Genomic DNA, 17,249 nt, shown 5'->3' with positions numbered 1-17,249 from the left:
ACGCGCGATGTTCGACACCGTGCTCATTGCCAACCGGGGTGAAATCGCCTTGCGCATCCAGCGCGCCTGCCGGGGCCTTGGCCTGCGAACGGTAGCCGTGTATTCGGAGGCCGACCGCGACGCGATGTATGTCGCGCAGGCTGACCAGGCGCTGTGCATCGGGCCGGCCGCACCGCGCCTGAGCTACCTCAACCAGTCCGCCATCCTGTTCGCCGCCGAAGTGAGCGGTGCGCAGGCAATCCATCCCGGCTACGGCTTTCTCTCGGAGAACGCGGGCTTCGCCGCGCGCGTCGAGCAGGCCGGCCTCGTGTTCGTCGGGCCCAGCGCCGCGTGCATCCGCACCATGGGTGACAAGGTCTCGGCCAAGCGCGCGATGCGCAAGGCCGGCGTGCCCTGCGTGCCCGGTCCCGACGAGGCGCTGCCGGACGACCCGGCCGCAGTGCTGGCCCTGGCGCGCGACATCGGCTATCCGGTGATCGTGAAGGCCGCGGGCGGGGGCGGCGGGCGCGGCATGCGCGTGGTGCACGAAGAGGCCGCGCTGCTCGACGCCATGGCGCTCACGCGCGAGGAAGCGCGCCAGGCCTTCGGCAACCCCGAGGTCTACATCGAGAAGTTCTTGCTGCATCCGCGGCATGTCGAAATCCAGGTGCTGGCCGACAGCCACGGCAACGCCGTGTGGCTGGGCAGCCGCGACTGTTCGCTGCAGCGCCGCCACCAGAAGGTGATCGAGGAGGCGCCCGCGCCCGGCATCGACGACGCGCTGATGGCCGAGGTGGGCGAGCGCTGCGCGGCTGCGTGCCGGCAGATCGGCTACTGCGGCGTTGGTACCTTCGAGTTTCTCTACGAGAAGGGCGCCTTCTATTTCATCGAGATGAACACGCGCCTGCAGGTCGAGCACCCCGTGACCGAGATGACCACCGGCATCGACATCGTGCAGCAGCAACTGCGCATGGCGCTCGGCGAGCGCCTGTCGCTGGCTCAGGCCGACGTGCGCTGCCAGGGCCATGCCATCGAGTGCCGCATCAATGCCGAGAACCCCGACACCTTCGCACCCGCGCCCGGTCGCATCACCGGCTGGCAGGTGCCCGGCGGCTTCGGCGTGCGCGTCGATTCGCACGCGGGCGCCGGCTACCGCGTACCGCCGTACTACGACTCGATGATCGCCAAGCTCATCGTGCACGGCGACACCCGCGCCGATGCGCTCGACCGCATGCGCCTGGCGCTGGCCGAGACGCATGTGGAAGGCATTGCCACCAACGTGCCGCTGCACCGCGCGCTGCTGCGCGACGACGGCTTTGCCGCCGGCGGCGTCGACATCCATCACCTCGAACGCTGGCTGCAGCAAAGGAGCGCGGCGTGAGCGCACAGGCATCCCGTACCGAACCATCCATCAGCCTCCTGGGCACCACGGCGCTGCTGTTCGAAGCGCCCGGCGACATGAACCTGCCGTCGCAGCAGCGCATCTGGGCGCTGGCACATGAGGCCGAGAGCTGGCCCGAAGTGCGCGAGGCCGTGCCGGGCATGAACAACCTGATGCTCACCTTCACGCGCGCGCCGCGCCATCTCGATGCGCTGTGCGCGCGCCTGTGCGACGCCTGGAGCGTGGCCACCGCCGTGCCGCGCGAAGGCCGCGTGGTCGAGCTTCCCGTGGTCTACGGCGGCGAGGGCGGCCCGCACATGGCCGACGTGGTGGCGCACACCGGCCTGAGCGTCGAGGCCATCGTCGAACTGCACAGCGCGCCGCTCTACCCGGTGTATGCGCTCGGCAGCCATCCCGGCTACTGCTATCTGGGCGGCATGGACCCGTGTATCGCCACGCCGCGTCGCAAGACGCCGGTGCTGAGCATCCCGGGCGGCGCGGTGTCGATCGGCGGTGCGCAGACGGGTGTGTCGGCATCGGCCGGCCCCAGCGGCTGGAACACCATCGGCAGCACCTCGATGGTGTTCTTCGACCCCGCGCAAGACCCGCCCGCCATGCTGCAGCCGGGCGACATGATCCGTTTTCGCGTGGAGGGCATCGTCCGATGATCGAAATCCTTTCGTCCGCCGCGCTCGCCACCGTGCAGGACCTGGGCCGCACCGGCAGCCTGCGCTGGGGCGTCGGCACCTCGGGTGCCATGGACAACCTCGCGCTGGCCGCCGGCAACCTGCTGCTGGGCAATGCACTCGGTGCGGCTGCCGTCGAGGTGCCGGTGTTCCCGTTCAAGGTGCGCTTCGACGAAGACTGCGCCTTCGCACTGACCGGTGCCGACTGCGCCGCCAAGCTTGACGAGCAACCCCTGCTGCCCTGGTGGGTGCATCAGGCACGCGCCGGCCAGGTGCTCACGCTGGGCCTGCCGCAAGGCGGCGCGCAGCGCGGCAGCCGCGCAGTGTTGTGCGTGGCCGGCGGCATCGACGTGCCCGAGGTGCTGGGCTCGCGCAGCACCCAGCTGCGTGGCGCGTTCGGCGGGCATGAAGGGCGTGCACTGCGCCGCGGTGACGTGCTGCGCGCAGCCGGCGCAGGTAACGCATGCCGCACCGGCTTCGGCTTGGTGCCGCCCGCGCTCGCACTGCCGCTGGAGCGCGATGGCGTGGCGGCCGTGCGCGTGCTGCCCGCGGCCGAGTACCTGGCCTTCGAGCCGACTTCGCGCGAGGCCTTCTGGTCCGGCGAATGGAAAATTACCTCCCAGAGCGACCGCTACGGCTACCGGCTCGACGGCGAGGCACTGCGGCCCATCGCACCGATGGAACTGCGCTCCCACGGCATCGTGCCCGGCGTGATCCAGGTGCCGCACAACGGGCAGCCCATCATCCAGATGCGCGACGCCCAGCCTTCGGGCGGTTACCCAAAATTCGGCACTGTGATCGAGGCCGACATGTGGCGCCTCGGCCAGGCGCCCATCGGCAGCCGCATGCGCTTCATTGAAACCACCTGGGACGAGGCCCTTACCGCGCTCGACGAAGTGCGCGCGTGGCTCGACAAGGTAGCGCGCGTGGTGGAACTGCATCGGGGGGCGCCTCATGTGTGAGATTCGTTGTTCAGGGCGCGCTCACGCCGACGGGGTACCTTGCTCCGCGAATGTCCCCCGGCCTGCGGCCTCCTCCTTTATTTCGCTGCGCAAGGTACCCCATCGGCGTGATCGATGGACGCTGCGCTCGTGCGACCGGCACAACGGCCGCGCTCATTGGGCGAAGAGCACCGGGTGCTCCCCGCAGCGAAATAAAGGAGGAGCCGAAGGCGGGGGACATTCGCGGAGGGGAGTACCCGGTGTTCTTCGCACGCACCCTGGAAAAAACTGACATGCAGGACGCCGCACTGCGCACTCCGCAACTCGCCGCCTGGCTGGCAGGCACCGACATAGGCCTGCTGGAACTGCGCACGCCAGAAGGCACCTTGCGCCTCGGCCGGCAGGGCGACGAAATCGTGGAGCTGCCGGATGAAGAAGCCGAGCCCGAGCTCCTGAAGATCCACGCCCCTTCGCTCGGCGTATTCCTGCAAAGCCATCCAATGGCCACCACACCGCTGGTGCGCATCGGCCAGCGCGTGGAAGCAGGCCAAATCGTCGGCCTGCTGAAGATCGGCCCACTGCTGCTCCCCGTGACCACACCGCAAGCCGGCATCGTCGACAGCATCCACGCAACCGACGGCCTCGCAGTCGGCTACGGCGCACCGCTGTTCGACCTGCACCCCCTCTGACGAACGAGACAAGGATTCACGATGGACATCGATCTGAATGCAGACCTCGGCGAAGGCTTCGGCCCCTGGCGCATGGGCGAGGACGAAGCCCTGCTCGACATCGTCTCTTCCGCCAACGTGGCCTGCGGCTTCCACGCGGGCGATCCGGTCATCATGGACCGCACCGTGCGCATGGCGCGCCAGCGTGGTGTCGACGTGGGTGCGCACGTGGGCTTTCCCGACCTCATGGGCTTCGGGCGTCGGCCGATGCAGATAGAGACCAAGGAACTGGTGGCGTACGTGCTCTACCAGCTGAGCGCGCTGGAAGGCATGGCGCGCACTGCCGGCCACCGCATGACGCACATGAGCTTTCACGGAGCGCTCGGCAACATGGCCGCGGCCGACGCCGCACTGGCCGAGCCGCTGGTGCGCGCCGTGGCCGACTTCGATCCCTCGCTCACCGTCAGCACATCGGCCAGCCGCGCCATCGAGGGTGCGGCCGAGCGCTGCGGCCTGCGCGTGCGCACCACCTTCCTGGCCGATCGCGCCTGTGGCGACGACGGCCTGCTCGTGCCGCGCAAGCTGCCCGGCGCGGTCATCCACGAGCGCGACGCGGTGCTGGCCCGCGTGCGCCAGCTTCTCGAAGAGGGCACCGTCACCAGCAGCACCGGCAAGAAGATCCCGATGCGCGTGCATTCGATCCTGCTGCACGGCGACACGCCCGGCGCCGTCGACCTGGCCCGCGCCGTGCGTGGTGTGGTCGAGAAGGCGGGGCGCGTGGTGCCCATCTCCAGGCAATCGACCTGATGCATCGGGGCACGAACATGGTGCTTACCCTTACTCATATGCACAGATGCCGGGCGACATAAGGGGGGCTTATCGCTCCACAGTCAATCCGTCTTGGCGCCGCCCGCAGGCGCTGGCTACAGTGAAATCCAGGCAGTCATCTGCCCCTTAACGAAAGAACCCGATATGCCGTTTTCCGACTACAAGACCGCGCTGGTGACCGGAGCCTCTTCAGGCATCGGCGCCGCCGTCGTCGAGCGCCTGAGCAAGGAAGGTCTGAAGGTCCATGCGCTGGCGCGCAGCGCCGACAAGCTGGCCGACCTGGCCGCGCGCACCGGCTGCATTCCGCACGCCATCGATGTGAGCGACCTCGCCGCCGTCACGCGCCTCGCGAAGGAAGTCGAGTTCGACGTGCTGGTCAACAACGCCGGCGTGGACCGCCCCGGCTCCATCCTCAAGGCCGACGCCGAAGGCATCGACCTGCTGGTGGACGTCAACCTGCGCGCCGTGCTGCACCTGTGCCGGCTCGTGGTGCCCGGCATGGCGGCACGCGACCGCGGCCATGTGGTGAACATCAGCTCCATAGCCGCGGCCTACAACTTCGGCGGCAACAGCACCTACCACGCGACCAAGGCGGCCGTGAGCATGCTGTCGCGCCAGCTGCGCATCGACTGCTTCGGCAAGCGCGTGCGCGTCACCGAAATCTGCCCGGGCCGCGTGGCCACCGACATCTTCGCGCACGTGCACGGCGACTCCGAAGACACCTACAAGCGCTTCGTCGAAGGCTACGAACTGCCGCAGGCCGAAGACATCGCCAATGCCATCGCCTTCGCCATTGCCGCGCCCATCGCGGTGAACGTGGGCCACATGGAAATCACGCCCACGCTGCAGGTGCCCGGCGGCCTCTCGACCACGCGGCCGGAAACGCCGCGCGACTGAGCCCCCGGCCCATGCACGCCACGCAAAGGAACAGCGCATGAAGGACTTCGACCTGCTGGCGATCCTGCTGAAGCCGGAGTTCGGCGACATGCTGCTGCACGGCATGCTGGAGACGCTGAAGATCGCGGCCGGCTCCTGGCTGCTGGCGATGACCATGGCTGTCGTGCTGCTGGTGGTGCGGCTCACGCCGAACCGCATTGCCGAGCGCATCGTGGCCGGCTATGTCTCCTATCACCGCAACGTGCCCACGCTGGTGCAGCTCATGTTCTGGTACTTCGGCATCTTCAGCCTGCTGCCCGATGCGCTGCAGGGCTGGCTGTCGGTGCACAACGCAGAGAGGCTGCTGTCGATCGTCGCGCTGGGCCTGTGCCAGGCCGCCTACTTCAGCGAAGACATGCGCTCGGGCCTGCGCGCCATTCCGTCGGGGCAGGCCGAGGCCGCGCGCGCGCTGGGCCACGGCTACATCGGCTCGATGCGCCACGTGATGCTGCCGCAGGCCATCCGCAACGCGGTGCCGGCGCTGGTGAACCACAGCGTGTCGCTCTTCAAGAACAGCAGCCTGGCCATGGCCATCGGCGTGGCCGAGCTGACGCACGCGGTGAAGGAAATCGAGAGCCAGAGCTTTCGCACCTTCGAGGCCTACAGCGTGGCCACCGTGCTGTACCTGGTGTGCTCGCTGCTCATCATGGCGGTGGGTGGCTGGCTGTCGCGGCGCTATCGCATCGTCGGTGCACGTTAAGCAGGAGCCACGATGTTCAGCGTCTACGAAATCCTCCGCGACAACTGGCTGCTGCTGCTGGTCGGCCAGTACCCCACCGGACCGCTCGGCGGCATCGTTGCCACCCTGATCCTGTCGGTGCTCGGCATCGTGCTGGCCTTTCCGCTGTCGGTGCTGCTTGCGCTGGCACGGCTCTCGCCCTGGCGCCTGCTGCGCTGGCCCGCCACCGTGCTGGTGTACGTGGTGCGCGGCGTACCGCTGCTCATGGTGATTTTGTGGGTCTACTTCCTGGTGCCCATCCTCATCGGGCGCGAGGTGTCGGGCTTCACCACCATGCTGTGCACGCTGGTGATCTACGAAGGAGCCTACCTCTCGGAGGTGGTGCGCGCCGGCATCCAGTCGCTGCCCAAGGGCCAGAGCGAGGCGGCGCGCGCGCTCGGCCACAGCCACCTGAGCACCATGTGGTTCGTGATCCTGCCGCAGGCGCTCTACAACATGCTGCCGAGCATGCTGAGCCAGTTCATCTCCACCATCAAGGAGACCACGCTGGGCTACGTGATCAACGTGCAGGAACTCACCTTCGCAGCCAACCAGATCAACAACCAGCTGCTGACCAAGCCGTTCCAGGTGTTCTTCATCCTGGCGATGACGTACTACGTGGTCTGCTTCAGCCTGACCCAACTGGCGCAGTGGCTGGAGCGGCGCATCGCGCACAAGCGGCTCGGCGCCGCGCCGGTGAAGGCCGCCGAAGACGGCGTGCCGCTTCCAACCCCTGTGGTGACCCAGCCATGACAACGCCCGCTCCACACCCCGCAGGGCGGCCCGCTGCCGCCAAGGACGACACCATGATCCTGTTCTCGAACATCAACAAGTGGTACGGCGACTACCAGGCGCTGGCCGACATCAATGCCGAGGTCAAGAAGGGCGAGGTCGTGGTGGTCTGCGGGCCCTCGGGCTCCGGCAAGTCCACGCTGATCCGCACCGTGAACCGGCTGGAAGAAGTGAAGTCGGGGCAGCTGCTTTTCGACGGCCATGACATCCATGCGCCCATGGGCAGCGCGGCGCTGAACAAGCTGCGCAGCCGCATCGGCTTCGTGTTCCAGAGCTTCAACCTGTTCCCGCACCTGTCGGTGCTGGAGAACATCATGCTGTCGCCGATGCGCGTGCTCGGCGTGAAGCGCGCCGACGCGAAGGCCAAGGCCGGGCAGCTGCTCGAACGCGTGGGCCTGTCGAACAAGGCCGGCGCGTACCCGGCGCAGCTGTCGGGTGGCCAGCAGCAGCGCGTGGCGATTGCCCGCGCGCTGGCGATGGAGCCGCCGGCCATGCTCTTCGACGAGCCCACCAGCGCGCTCGACCCCGAGATGGTGGGCGAGGTGCTGTCGGTGATGCGCGGGCTTGCCAACGACGGCATGACCATGATGTGCGTCACCCACGAGATGAACTTCGCCCGCGAGGTGGCCGACCGCGTCTGGTTCATGGACGCGGGCCGCATCCTCGAGAAGGCCGATCCCGAGACCTTCTTCGGCAGTCCGCAGCATCCGCGCGCGCAGCGCTTCCTGTCGGACCTGCGCGCGCATTGAGTCCAGTCCCTGTCGCTCACCTTTTGTTCACCCTTTCGCAATCTCCCAGGAGCTCACCATGTCGAACAAGACCGTCTTCCGCCTCGCCATTCTTGGCACCTGTCTCAGCGCGGCCTCGCTGCTCGCGCACGCCGACCAGTGGAGCGACATCAGCCAGCGCAAGGAGCTCAAGTGCGGCACCTTCGCCGACGTGCCCCCCTTCGCGGCACCCGACCCCAAGACGCGCGAGATGGTGGGCCACGACGTCGACCTGTGCAACGCGCTTGCCAAGGAGCTCGGCCTCACCGCCAAGGTCACGCCGCTGTCGGTGGAAGCGCGCGTGCCCGAAGTGAAGCTCGGCCGCGTCGACGTGACCATCGCCAACCTGGCCTACACCAAGAGCCGCGGCGAGCAGATCCAGTTCAGCGACCCGTACTACGTGGCCAAGGAAATGCTGGCCGTCAAAGCCTCCGACCCCGGCACGGCCAAGGCCGACTTCAAGGGCAAGCGCCTGAGCTCGACCAAGGGCTCCACCTCCGAGATGTCGATCAAGATGAACGGCTCGGAGCCGGTCACGTTCCAGGACACGGGCTCGGCCTTCATGGCGGTGCAGCAGAACAAGTCGGTCGGCATGGTCGCCAACACCATGACTATCACCAAGCTGGTCAACCAGTCGAAGACCGAAGGCGTGGCGCTGAAGATGATCAAGGACCCGATGGTGCTCCAGCCCATCGGCATCGGCATGAAGAAGGACGAGCCCGTGCTGCTGTCCAAGGTGAACGCCGCCCTCTATGCGCTGGAGAAGTCGGGCGAGCTCGACCGCCTCTGGGCCAAGTGGCTGGGCCCGAACACCGAATACAAGATGGTGCGCGAAGAGAAGGTCACGCCGCTGGCCGAACTCAAGTTCGAACTGCTGCCCTGAACCGGCCTGAAGCCCCTCAGTCGTAGTTCGTGAACCGGCTCGGCTCCTGAGTGGGGGCATTCAGCGGCTGATAGCCCTGGATGTTCTGCAGCAGCGTGCTCGTCGGGTTCGAGCCGATGTTGCCGAAGCCGTTGAACTGGATCTGGAACATCAGCCGCGTGTCGGGCGTCGTGCGGCCCGACACGAGGCGCTCGAGCACGATGCGGCCCACCCAGCAGCAGGCGTTGTATTCCGCGCCGATCAGGCTGTCGGACATCGCGTGGTCGTGCAGGCTGTAGCTCAGCCGCCCCACCGCATACCAGCGCCCCGGGTCCGTGGGCGACTTGTTGCCGAAGAGGCCTCTCGTCAGCTCGCTCAGCGGCCACTGCCAGTTGAAGTCCACCGTCTTCGTGCCGTCGTCCGCGGTCGAGCTGCTGTCCGCCTGGTAGCGGAAGGCCGCGGTGAGCGTGTGGTACGGCGCAGGCGTGTAGCGCAGGGTGAGTGCGTCGCGCGAGCTCTTGCCGGTGTCCATGTTGTATTGCGCGATGCCGTCCACGCTCCATTTCGGGTTCCAGTGGACCAGCCCGCCGACGATGAAGTCGCCCGTACGGTCGGTCACGGCGGTGCCGCTGGGCAGCGTGACGTTCTGGTCGCTGAAGCGAAAGCGCTGCGCGATGCCGAAACGAGCCGACTCGGCGCCGGTGGCCGGGTCGATCAGGCGCGTGCTCACGCCCGTGGTCAGCGTGTTGGTGTCCGAGACGCGGTCGTTGCCCGAGAACGCGTTCTCGGTGTAGAGCGTGGCAAAGCTGATGTCATTGGCAGCCGTGTCGTACACCGGCAGCTGGCTCTGGTCGCGGTAGGGCGTGTGCACGTAGTAGGCGCGCGGCTCCAGCGTCTGGCGCCATGCGCGCCCGAACAGATTGGTGTCGCGCTCGAACACCAGGCCGCTGTCGAGGCTCACGGTCGGCACCACGCTGGTGATGGAGGTCGCGCCGCTGGCCAGCGCCGAATCGAGCTGGTAGGCGGCGGTGTGCAGCAGCAGCTTCGGAATCACGTAGCCGCCCGGCGTGACCCACGGCCGGCTGATCTGCAGGTTGCCGACCATGCGCTCGCCGTTGGGCTGCTTGATGCCGTTGAGCGTGGGCGAGTAGGCGGAATCGATCTCGAAGCGCGTGTAGTCCAGCGTGCCCGACACGTCGAAGCCGTGCCAGTCGTACTTGTTGTAGTTGGCCGTGATCTGCGGCACGCGGTTGTACGAAGGCGTGATGGGCGAGGCCGCGTACTGCAGCGTCTGGTAGGCGAGGGTGCGCGCCTGGCCGCTCCAGTCGCCCTTGGTCCAGTTGAGGTCGAACTCGTTCGTGAGCGTGCGCGAGGTCAGCGTGGGCGTGTGCGAGAAGTCGCGCCAGTAGTCGTCGTCGCTCACCCGGTTGATGTTGAACGAGGTGCTGAGCGAATCGAGCCCGAAGGGCTTGGGATCCAACTGCTGGTTGTGCTGAGCCCACAGGCCCCAGCGGTTGATGCCGCGCAGGCTGTCGCTGGGCATTTCGTCCACGCGTATCTGGCCGCTGTAGGTTTTCTCGAGGTAGCGGAACTCGGTGCCCAGGTTCACGCCGCGGCTGGTCATGATCTCGGGGTACAGCGTGAGGTCGCGGTTGGGTGCGATGTTCCAGTAGTAGGGCTGCAGGTACTCGAAGCCGTTGGTGGTGTCGTAGCCGATCACCGGCGGCAGCAGGCCGCTCTGGCGCGCGTTGCTCAGCGGAAAGCTCACCGACGGTATCGAGGGCGTGGTCACGCCGAGGAAGCTGATCTGCGCGTCGGTGGCTGTCGCGAGGTTGGTGTCGGTGTCGGTGGTCATCGTGACCGCCGTGAGCATCCACGCGGGCACCCAGCTCGAGTAGTTGTCGCGCAGGCAGGTGGTGTAGGTGGCGTGCCGCGCGATCGACACCTTCGGGTCGACGAAGTCGATGCGATCGGCCTCGCCATGCCCGCCGTTGGCCAGCAGCGTGTAGCGCACGTGGTTGAAGAAGCCCTCGAAGCTCTCGACCTTCAGGTGCAGCTCGGGGCCTTCGTACACGTTGCCGGCCTGGTTCAGGTGCACGTTGCCGGTGGCCGTGGCCAGGTCACCCGGCGGCTGGTATTCGAGCCTGTCGGCCGTGATGCGCGTGTCGCCGCGCCTCAATGAGGCATTGCCCTCGACCACCACTTCGAGGTCAGGCCGACCGCTGAGCTTGTCACCGTCGACCAGGCTGGGGCGCATGCTGCGCTCGGTCGGCGCGATGGTCTCCGCGAGCTCTGGCGTTCGGCGCAGCGTCATCGGCGCCTCGGTCCATGTTTCCTGTGCCGGGGCTGTTTGCGCACGCAGCAGAAGCAGCGACAGCAACACCATCGGCGGCCGCGGAAAGCCGCGCCAGCGTAATTTCATGTGAGAGGATTTCCAGGAAGCAAGCCGGCGTCGGGTCAGGCGTCTTGCCTGGCCTGCGATTCCCATGCAAAGCCGACGCCATAGACCGAGCGGATCCAGTCGTGCTCGGTCGAGACGGTGGCCAGCTTCTTTCTGAGGTTCTTGATGTGGGTGTCGACCACGCGTTCGTTGACGTCGAGCGCCTCCGGGAACGCGGCCTCGAGCAGCTTCGAGCGCGTCAGTACCCGCCCGGGTTCCTGCGAAAGCGCGCGCAGCAGCAGCGATTCGCGGCGCGTCAGCGGCAGGTAGTGGCCGTCGAGAATCGCGCAGCCGCGCACGGCCCCGAAGGTGATCGGCACCGAAGGGCGCGCGACGATGCGGCGCTGCGCATAGCGCCGCAGCACCGTGTGGATGCGCACCACGACTTCCCTCGGAGAAAAGGGTTTGCACACGTAGTCGTCCGCGCCGAGCTCGAAGCCGCGCAGCCTGTCGGCTTCGTGTGCGAGCGCCGTCAGCATGATGATCGGGTGGTCGCTGCGCGCGCGGATCTTCTCCAGTATCTGCAGGCCACTGACGTGCGGCAGCTGAACATCGAGCAGGGTGAGCGCGGGCGGCGAGGTCAGGATGCGATGGAGCGCGACCGCGCCGTCGTCGATGTGGTCGACCTCGTGCCCGGCGCGATGCAGTTCGTCCAGCAGCACCGACGCGGCGTCGCGCCCTTCCTCCACCAGCAGGATCCGGCTCATCGCGTCATTGCAGCTTCAGGACGCCCGGGTGCGCAGGCCTGACCGGAGCCGGCGCGCTCTTTTCGCGGCTGTTCCTCATGTGGTCGTCGACTGTCAGGTTGCCCTGCAGGCCGGTCAGCAGCCGCAGCGTGCGGTCGATGGCGTCGTCGTCGAGCATCGCATAGCCCTGCTCGGTGCGCCCGTTGTTGCGCGCCACGCGCGCGATGTAGGGCAGGTCCTGCGGCGTGATGACCACGGACGGCATCACGCCCTGCAGCTCCACGCCCTCGAACGGCAGGAGCACGAAGTACTGCACCCGCAGGTCGGGCGGCAGCAGGCTGCGCAGGTGTGTGGTCTTGCGACCGCACTGCCAGGCCGGGTCTTTCACCTCGCGCGCCAGCGAATGCCCGTTCTGGCGCAGGAACCAGCGCGGCAGCGCCTGGGCGGCGGTCTTGCGATACACGACCGCGTTGCGCCAGCCCTTCACCTCGAACAGGTACACGCCGGCCTCGCACACCAGTGCCACGTCGAAGCGGGCCGTGGGCACGGCGCTGCCTTCGTACATGGGGATGACAAGGTCCCGAAGCACATGCATCCGGTCGAATGAGGGCTGGAACGCGCTCACGAGTTGCTGGATGGCCAGCGTGGTCGCCGTGGTGTTGTTCGCCTGCTCGCCATCCGCGGAGCACGCGCGGCGCACGGGTGCGGCAGTGTCGGGCTTCGGGTGTCCGTGGCCGGCCAGTTTCAGCACGGGGCGGGTGGGGACTTTATGCAAGGCAGTGGTCATGTAAGGCTCCTTCGAACTTCAAGGATTGCGCAACTTTCGGGAGACTTTGTGCAGAAACGGCAATTGATCCGCTTGTTCGGCCTGCGCGGATTGCGGGCCCGCGATTGCGTCGATCGACGGGCTGTTTCCGATGCTTCCCATGAAGACGACCCACGCGAGCGCCAGCTCGCCGTTGGCCGCGGCCAGCACGTGCAGGTCGAGCAGCAGGCCCTGGAAGTCCTCCATCAGCTGCACTTCGGAGATCTCGCCGCGGTCGCGGCGCTGCTTCGACGATTCGAACTCGGCCCTTGCATTCGCAACGCGCGCGTACGCGGTGTTCGCGATGTCGCTCTGCGCCTGCAGGCGGCGCAGTGCCTCTGAAACCTGCTCTCGTGCCTGCGCGACCGCGTGCACGTAGAAGGGATTGCCGGGCACGTCGATGCTCTGTTGCCCTTCGTTCGTCGCCTCGTTCGTCGCTTCGATCACGCCGTCGGGCATCGCGCTCGGGTCGGCGCCGTAGAGTGCGGCGGCCAGGTTGACGTCGTTCCTGTTGGCAAGCACCGCCATCGGGAGCTCGCGCGGCACCTCGGCTGCGAAGCGGGGCAGCGACTTGTCCTGCAATGCGTCGGCGAGCATTTCGTTCAATGCGGCTTCCGACATGTGGCACTGCTTTGCCAGATAGGAGATGTAGCTTGCGCGCTGCGCCTGCAGCTTGCCGATGGTCGTTTCCGCGCTGGCGTGCCGTGCCGCAAGCTGCTTCGCAAAGTCGTCGTACGGCTGCGTGGTGCCCTGGATGAGCATGGTTTGCCGCACGACGGCGGAGCGCGTGTTCTCCAGATAGAGCAGCTCGAGCGTCTTTACCTTGAGCGCGATGTAGGTTGCGGCCACGCCCGATTCGTTGGCGTTGCCCGATGCGGCCATCAGCCGGTTCATCGCCGTGTCCTCGAAGCTGGCCCACCAGTGTTGCTGCTGCGTGTTTGCCTGCGCCTGCGTGCGCACCTTGTGGTCGACGAACATGCTCGCCGCAAGCACGGAGGTGGAGTGAACCATTGCGATGCTCGTGCTGGCGCATGCGATGGCCAAGGCACCGCAAATCGCCGCCATCAGGATTCGTGAGCGCTTCACCTGTGAGTCTCCAGCTTCGTCATGCGTGGATCTTTTCAGGCGATCTGGGAGAAATTTGAAGGACGGTGCAATGGCCCTGCCGCATGAGGCTTGTGCGTGTGTGATGTACGCGCACAACACTCGAAGCCGCAGAAAACGGAACCACCAAATTCCTCCTGATTTGGGCGAAACCATGCGTACAGCCGGTCGATACCGAACGGCCGCATCAGACCTGAAACTGGAGAACCCTGAATGAAGAAAACCCTCACGGCATTCGCTGCCCTGGCCGTCTGCGGCCTGGCTTCTGCCCAATCGTCCGTCACGTTGTTCGGCGTCGTGGACGCTGGCCTGACCTACCAGTCGAGCACTTCGCGCGACACGACCACCGGCGCGTCGGTCAAGCAAAGCAAGACGAGCCTGGGCAACTCGGCCTACAACTCCAGCCGCATCGGCTTTCGCGGCACCGAAGACCTCGGCGGCGGGCTGGCAGCGAGCTTCTGGCTCGAAGCGCCCATCACCAACGACGACGGCGCCACCGGCGTGTCCACCTTCAGCCGCCGCTCCACCGTGAGCCTGTCGGGTGGCTTCGGCGAACTGCGCCTGGGCCGCGACTACACCGCCACCTTCTGGAACGACACCGTGTTCGATCCGTTCGGCACCAACGGCTCGGGCACCAACGTCATCAGCACCGTCAGCGGCAACACCACCATCAACAACGCCAACTACGTGCGTGCCAGCAACTCGATCGGCTACTTCCTGCCGCCGAACCTGGGTGGTTTCTACGGCCAGGTGCAGTACAGCCTGCACGAGAACGCCAGCACCGACGCCACCAGCACCACGGCCGCTTCCAGCAGCACGGCAGGCCGCTACGTCGGTGGCCGCTTCGGCTACGCCAACGGTCCCCTGGACGTGGCACTGGCCGTGGGCCAGAGCACCGTCGTGGACACCACCGCGCTGGAGCGCAGGGTGCAGACCATCAACCTGGGCGCTTCGTACGACTTCGGTCCCGTCAAGCTGTTCGGCGAGCTGTCGAACGTGAAGAACAAGTTCGACTACGCGGCAGCGGCTGACACGCACGACACCTACAACGGCTACCTGATCGGCGCGACCGTGCCGGTGGGCGCAGGCCTGATCCGCGTGGCGTACTCGCAAGTGCGCTACAACGAAGGCACGGCCGGCATCACGGGCGAAGACCCGATGGCGCGCAAGTTCGCAGTTGGCTACGTGCACAACCTGTCCAAGCGCACGGCGCTGTATGCGACGGTGGCGCGCGTGAACAACCGCAACGACGTGAACTACACGGGCAGCCTGGTGTCGGCCAGCACCACGGGCTACGGCAGCACGGGCACGGCCTACACGGGCCTGCCGCGCTCTTCCACCGGCTACGACTTCGGTATCCGCCACGCGTTCTGATGACGTGAGGACGTGACGGGGGCAGCGCGGCCGACAAGCCGCCGCGCTGCCCGCTCCCGCTGCGCATGGACTGCGCGGCGCCGGAGCATCGCTGCGCTCGGGAGGGACCTCAGGGCAGCGAGGAGATGGAGCCGCAGTTTCAAGGCAGGTGAAATGAAAAAACAGTCATTCGTGCTCGCGCGCTGGTTGCGCGCGTCCGTCTTTTTGCTCGTTGCCTTCGGGTCGCTCGCAGCGGCACAGGCACAGAACAGAATCGAATCAGTCACGGGCTCCGTGCAGGCAGGCAGCGAAGTGCTGCGTGTCGATTTTTCCGAACCGTTGGCAGCAGCGCCCAACGGCTTCGCCATCCAGTCGCCGGCGCGCATCGCGCTCGACTTTCCTGGCATGACCAGCAGCCTGGGCCGGGAAGCCATCGACATCAGCCAGGGCAACCTGCGCTCCGTCAACGTGGTGCAGGCGGGCGAGCGCTCGCGCCTCGTGCTCAACCTGAAGCAGGCGACCGCCTACACGACCGAGCTGCGCGGCAAGTCGCTGCTGGTGGTGCTGCAGCCCGCGGCGGGCCCCGCGCTGGTGGCCTCCACGCCCTTCGAGTTTGCCGAGAACCGCAACCGCGACGTGCTGCCATTGCGCGACGTCGATTTCCGCCTGGGCAGCGAGGGTGCTGGCCGCGTGATCGTGTCGCTGCCCAACGACCAGGTGGGCGTGGATATTCGCCAGCAGGGCAAGGGCCTCGTGGTCGAGTTCACCAAGTCGTCGCTGCCCGAGGGGCTGAACCGCCGGCTCGACGTGTCCGATTTCGGCACGCCGGTTCAGTCGGTGAGCATGCAGCAGTCAGGCGACCGCGTGCGCATGGTGATCGACCCGCGCGGCGAATGGGAGCACAGCGCCTACCAGAGCAACAGCCAGTTCGTGGTGGAGGTGCGTCCGCGCAAGGAAAACCCCAACAAGCTCGCGCAAGGCACGGGCTACAGCGGCGAGAAGCTGTCGCTGAACTTCCAGAACATCGAGATCCGCTCGCTGCTGCAGGTGATTGCGGACTTCACCAACTTCAACATCGTCACTTCCGACTCCGTCAGCGGCACGCTCACGCTGCGCCTGAAGGACGTGCCCTGGGACCAGGCGCTCGAGATCATCCTGGAGGCGAAGAACCTCGGCATGCGCAAGAGCGGCAGCGTGCTGCGCATCGCGCCTGAAGACGAGCTCAACGCCAAGGAAAAGATCAAGTACGAGGCGCAGGCCACGCTGCAGGGGCTGGAGCAGCTGCGCACGCAGTCCTTCCAGCTCAACTATGCGAAGGCCGCCACGGTGGCGCAGGGCCTTACCGGCACCGGAAGCAGTGGAGGCGGCGGTGGCAGCTCGGGCTCGACCACCCGCATCCTGAGTTCGCGCGGCAGCGTGCTGGCCGAGGTGCGCACCAACCAGCTCTTCGTGACCGACATTCCCTCGCGGCTGTCGCAGGTGGCTGACCTCCTGCAGAAGCTCGACGTGCCGGTGCGCCAGGTGCTGATCGAGGCGCGCTTCGTCGAGGCGACCGACACCTTCAGCAAGTCGCTGGGTGTCAAGCTCGGCGGCGGCTCCGTCAATTCGAACTCGTCGGTGGGCGTGACGCCTTCCGTCAGTTCGACCACGACCGGCGGCGTGACCACCACCACCAGCACAAACACCTATTCGAGCACCAGCTTCGTCAACCTGCCGGCTACCAGCACGACTGGCGATGCAGTCGGCACCTTCGCGCTGTCGCTGTTCAACTCGAGCCTGACGAAGATGCTCAACCTCGAAATCTCCGCGCTGGAGGCGGACGGCAAGGGCAAGGTGGTGTCGAGCCCGCGCGTGGTGACGGCCGACCAGACCAAGGCGCTGATCGAGCAGGGCACCGAGCTGCCCTACCAGGTAGCTACATCGAGCGGCGCCACGTCCATTGCGTTCCGCAAGGCCAACCTCAAGCTCGAGGTAACGCCGCAGATAACGCCCGAGGGCAACATCATCCTGGCGCTCGACGTCAACAAGGACACCGTGGGCCAATCGACCACCGCGGGCTACGCCATCAACACCAAGCACATCCAGACCGAAGTGCTGGTGGAGAACGGCGGCACCGTCGTCATCGGCGGGGTCTTCGAGCTGACGGACACCAATTCGGAATCGCGCGTGCCGGTGCTGGGCGAACTGCCGGTGGTCGGCGCTCTGTTTCGCACCCGCAGCCGGGTCAACAACAAGACCGAGATGCTGATCTTCATCAGCCCGAAGATGATTTCGGATCGGAACGCGGCGCGTTGAGGCGGATC

16 protein-coding genes are annotated in these 17,249 nt (G+C 66.8%); 12 read left to right on the top strand and 4 right to left on the bottom strand.

Features of this window, described 5'->3' with window-relative positions; translation table 11 throughout:
* Nucleotides 1-7: 7 nt before the first annotated feature.
* The 10 genes from accC to ACSFCA_RS08150 all read left to right on the top strand — a co-directional run bounded on the left by accC (nt 8) and on the right by ACSFCA_RS08150 (nt 8,579).
* Nucleotides 8-1,360, top strand: a complete 1,353-nt coding sequence (accC, locus tag ACSFCA_RS08195; protein ID WP_258353146.1) for an acetyl-CoA carboxylase biotin carboxylase subunit — start codon at nt 8-10, stop codon at nt 1,358-1,360.
* The gene (gene pxpB / locus ACSFCA_RS08190; protein WP_435459298.1) at nt 1,357-2,028 is read left to right on the top strand and encodes a 5-oxoprolinase subunit PxpB; all 672 of its coding nucleotides are present in this window, start codon (nt 1,357-1,359) and stop codon (nt 2,026-2,028) included. The genes accC and pxpB overlap by 4 nt, the downstream gene beginning before the upstream one ends.
* On the top strand, nt 2,025-3,008 hold the full coding sequence (locus tag ACSFCA_RS08185) for a 5-oxoprolinase subunit C family protein (protein ID WP_435459299.1): 984 nt from the start codon (nt 2,025-2,027) through the stop codon (nt 3,006-3,008). The genes pxpB and ACSFCA_RS08185 overlap by 4 nt, the downstream gene beginning before the upstream one ends.
* Nucleotides 3,009-3,280: 272 nt before the next feature.
* Nucleotides 3,281-3,676: an acetyl-CoA carboxylase biotin carboxyl carrier protein gene (locus ACSFCA_RS08180; RefSeq protein WP_435459300.1), complete on the top strand. Its 396-nt coding sequence runs from the start codon at nt 3,281-3,283 to the stop codon at nt 3,674-3,676.
* Nucleotides 3,677-3,697: 21 nt separating this feature from the next.
* On the top strand, nt 3,698-4,462 hold the full coding sequence (locus ACSFCA_RS08175) for a LamB/YcsF family protein (protein WP_435459301.1): 765 nt from the start codon (nt 3,698-3,700) through the stop codon (nt 4,460-4,462).
* A 165-nt stretch (nt 4,463-4,627) separates the two neighbouring features.
* On the top strand, nt 4,628-5,380 hold the full coding sequence (locus ACSFCA_RS08170) for an SDR family oxidoreductase (protein WP_093057360.1): 753 nt from the start codon (nt 4,628-4,630) through the stop codon (nt 5,378-5,380).
* Nucleotides 5,381-5,417: 37 nt separating this feature from the next.
* Nucleotides 5,418-6,119 carry an amino acid ABC transporter permease gene (locus ACSFCA_RS08165; protein ID WP_258353152.1) on the top strand — a complete coding sequence of 234 codons (702 nt, stop codon included), beginning with the start codon at nt 5,418-5,420 and terminating at the stop codon, nt 6,117-6,119.
* Nucleotides 6,120-6,131: 12 nt separating this feature from the next.
* Nucleotides 6,132-6,890, top strand: coding sequence for an amino acid ABC transporter permease (locus ACSFCA_RS08160; RefSeq protein WP_258353153.1), 759 nt, complete (start codon nt 6,132-6,134; stop codon nt 6,888-6,890).
* Nucleotides 6,891-6,943: 53 nt separating this feature from the next.
* Nucleotides 6,944-7,678: an amino acid ABC transporter ATP-binding protein gene (locus tag ACSFCA_RS08155; RefSeq protein WP_093077570.1), complete on the top strand. Its 735-nt coding sequence runs from the start codon at nt 6,944-6,946 to the stop codon at nt 7,676-7,678.
* Nucleotides 7,679-7,736: 58 nt separating this feature from the next.
* A complete protein-coding gene (locus ACSFCA_RS08150) occupies nt 7,737-8,579 on the top strand; it encodes an ABC transporter substrate-binding protein (RefSeq protein WP_307616686.1) in 843 nt (280 codons plus the stop codon).
* A gap of 16 nt (nt 8,580-8,595) precedes the next feature.
* Here ACSFCA_RS08150 and ACSFCA_RS08145 read toward each other — a convergent pair whose 3' ends face one another.
* The 4 genes from ACSFCA_RS08145 to ACSFCA_RS08130 are packed head-to-tail and all read right to left on the bottom strand — an operon-like array spanning nt 8,596 to nt 13,500.
* Nucleotides 8,596-10,980: an LPS-assembly protein LptD gene (locus tag ACSFCA_RS08145; protein ID WP_435459302.1), complete on the bottom strand. Its 2,385-nt coding sequence runs from the start codon at nt 10,978-10,980 to the stop codon at nt 8,596-8,598.
* 35 nt (nt 10,981-11,015) lie between these two features.
* Nucleotides 11,016-11,705, bottom strand: coding sequence for a response regulator (locus ACSFCA_RS08140; protein WP_258353156.1), 690 nt, complete (start codon nt 11,703-11,705; stop codon nt 11,016-11,018).
* Between the two features lie 4 nt (nt 11,706-11,709).
* Nucleotides 11,710-12,471: a nuclease-related domain-containing protein gene (locus ACSFCA_RS08135; RefSeq protein ID WP_435459303.1), complete on the bottom strand. Its 762-nt coding sequence runs from the start codon at nt 12,469-12,471 to the stop codon at nt 11,710-11,712.
* Between the two features lie 18 nt (nt 12,472-12,489).
* Nucleotides 12,490-13,500 carry a hypothetical protein gene (locus tag ACSFCA_RS08130; RefSeq protein ID WP_435459304.1) on the bottom strand — a complete coding sequence of 337 codons (1,011 nt, stop codon included), beginning with the start codon at nt 13,498-13,500 and terminating at the stop codon, nt 12,490-12,492.
* Nucleotides 13,501-13,806: 306 nt separating this feature from the next.
* Here ACSFCA_RS08130 and ACSFCA_RS08125 point away from each other — a divergent pair, with 306 nt between their 5' ends.
* Both ACSFCA_RS08125 and ACSFCA_RS08120 read left to right on the top strand, forming a co-directional pair.
* Entirely contained in the window at nt 13,807-14,967 is a 1,161-nt protein-coding gene (locus ACSFCA_RS08125; RefSeq protein WP_258353159.1) for a porin, read from the top strand.
* Nucleotides 14,968-15,120: 153 nt separating this feature from the next.
* Nucleotides 15,121-17,241 (top strand): type IV pilus secretin PilQ, encoded by a 2,121-nt coding sequence (locus tag ACSFCA_RS08120; protein ID WP_435459305.1) that lies wholly within the window; start codon nt 15,121-15,123, stop codon nt 17,239-17,241.
* The last annotated feature ends 8 nt before the right edge of the window (nt 17,242-17,249 follow it).

Source organism: Variovorax multivorans, from assembly GCF_051216835.1.
Classification (GTDB): domain Bacteria; phylum Pseudomonadota; class Gammaproteobacteria; order Burkholderiales; family Burkholderiaceae_C; genus Variovorax.
The sequence above is the reverse complement of the archived record's forward strand: the minus strand, read 5'-3'. Positions and strand labels throughout refer to the sequence as shown.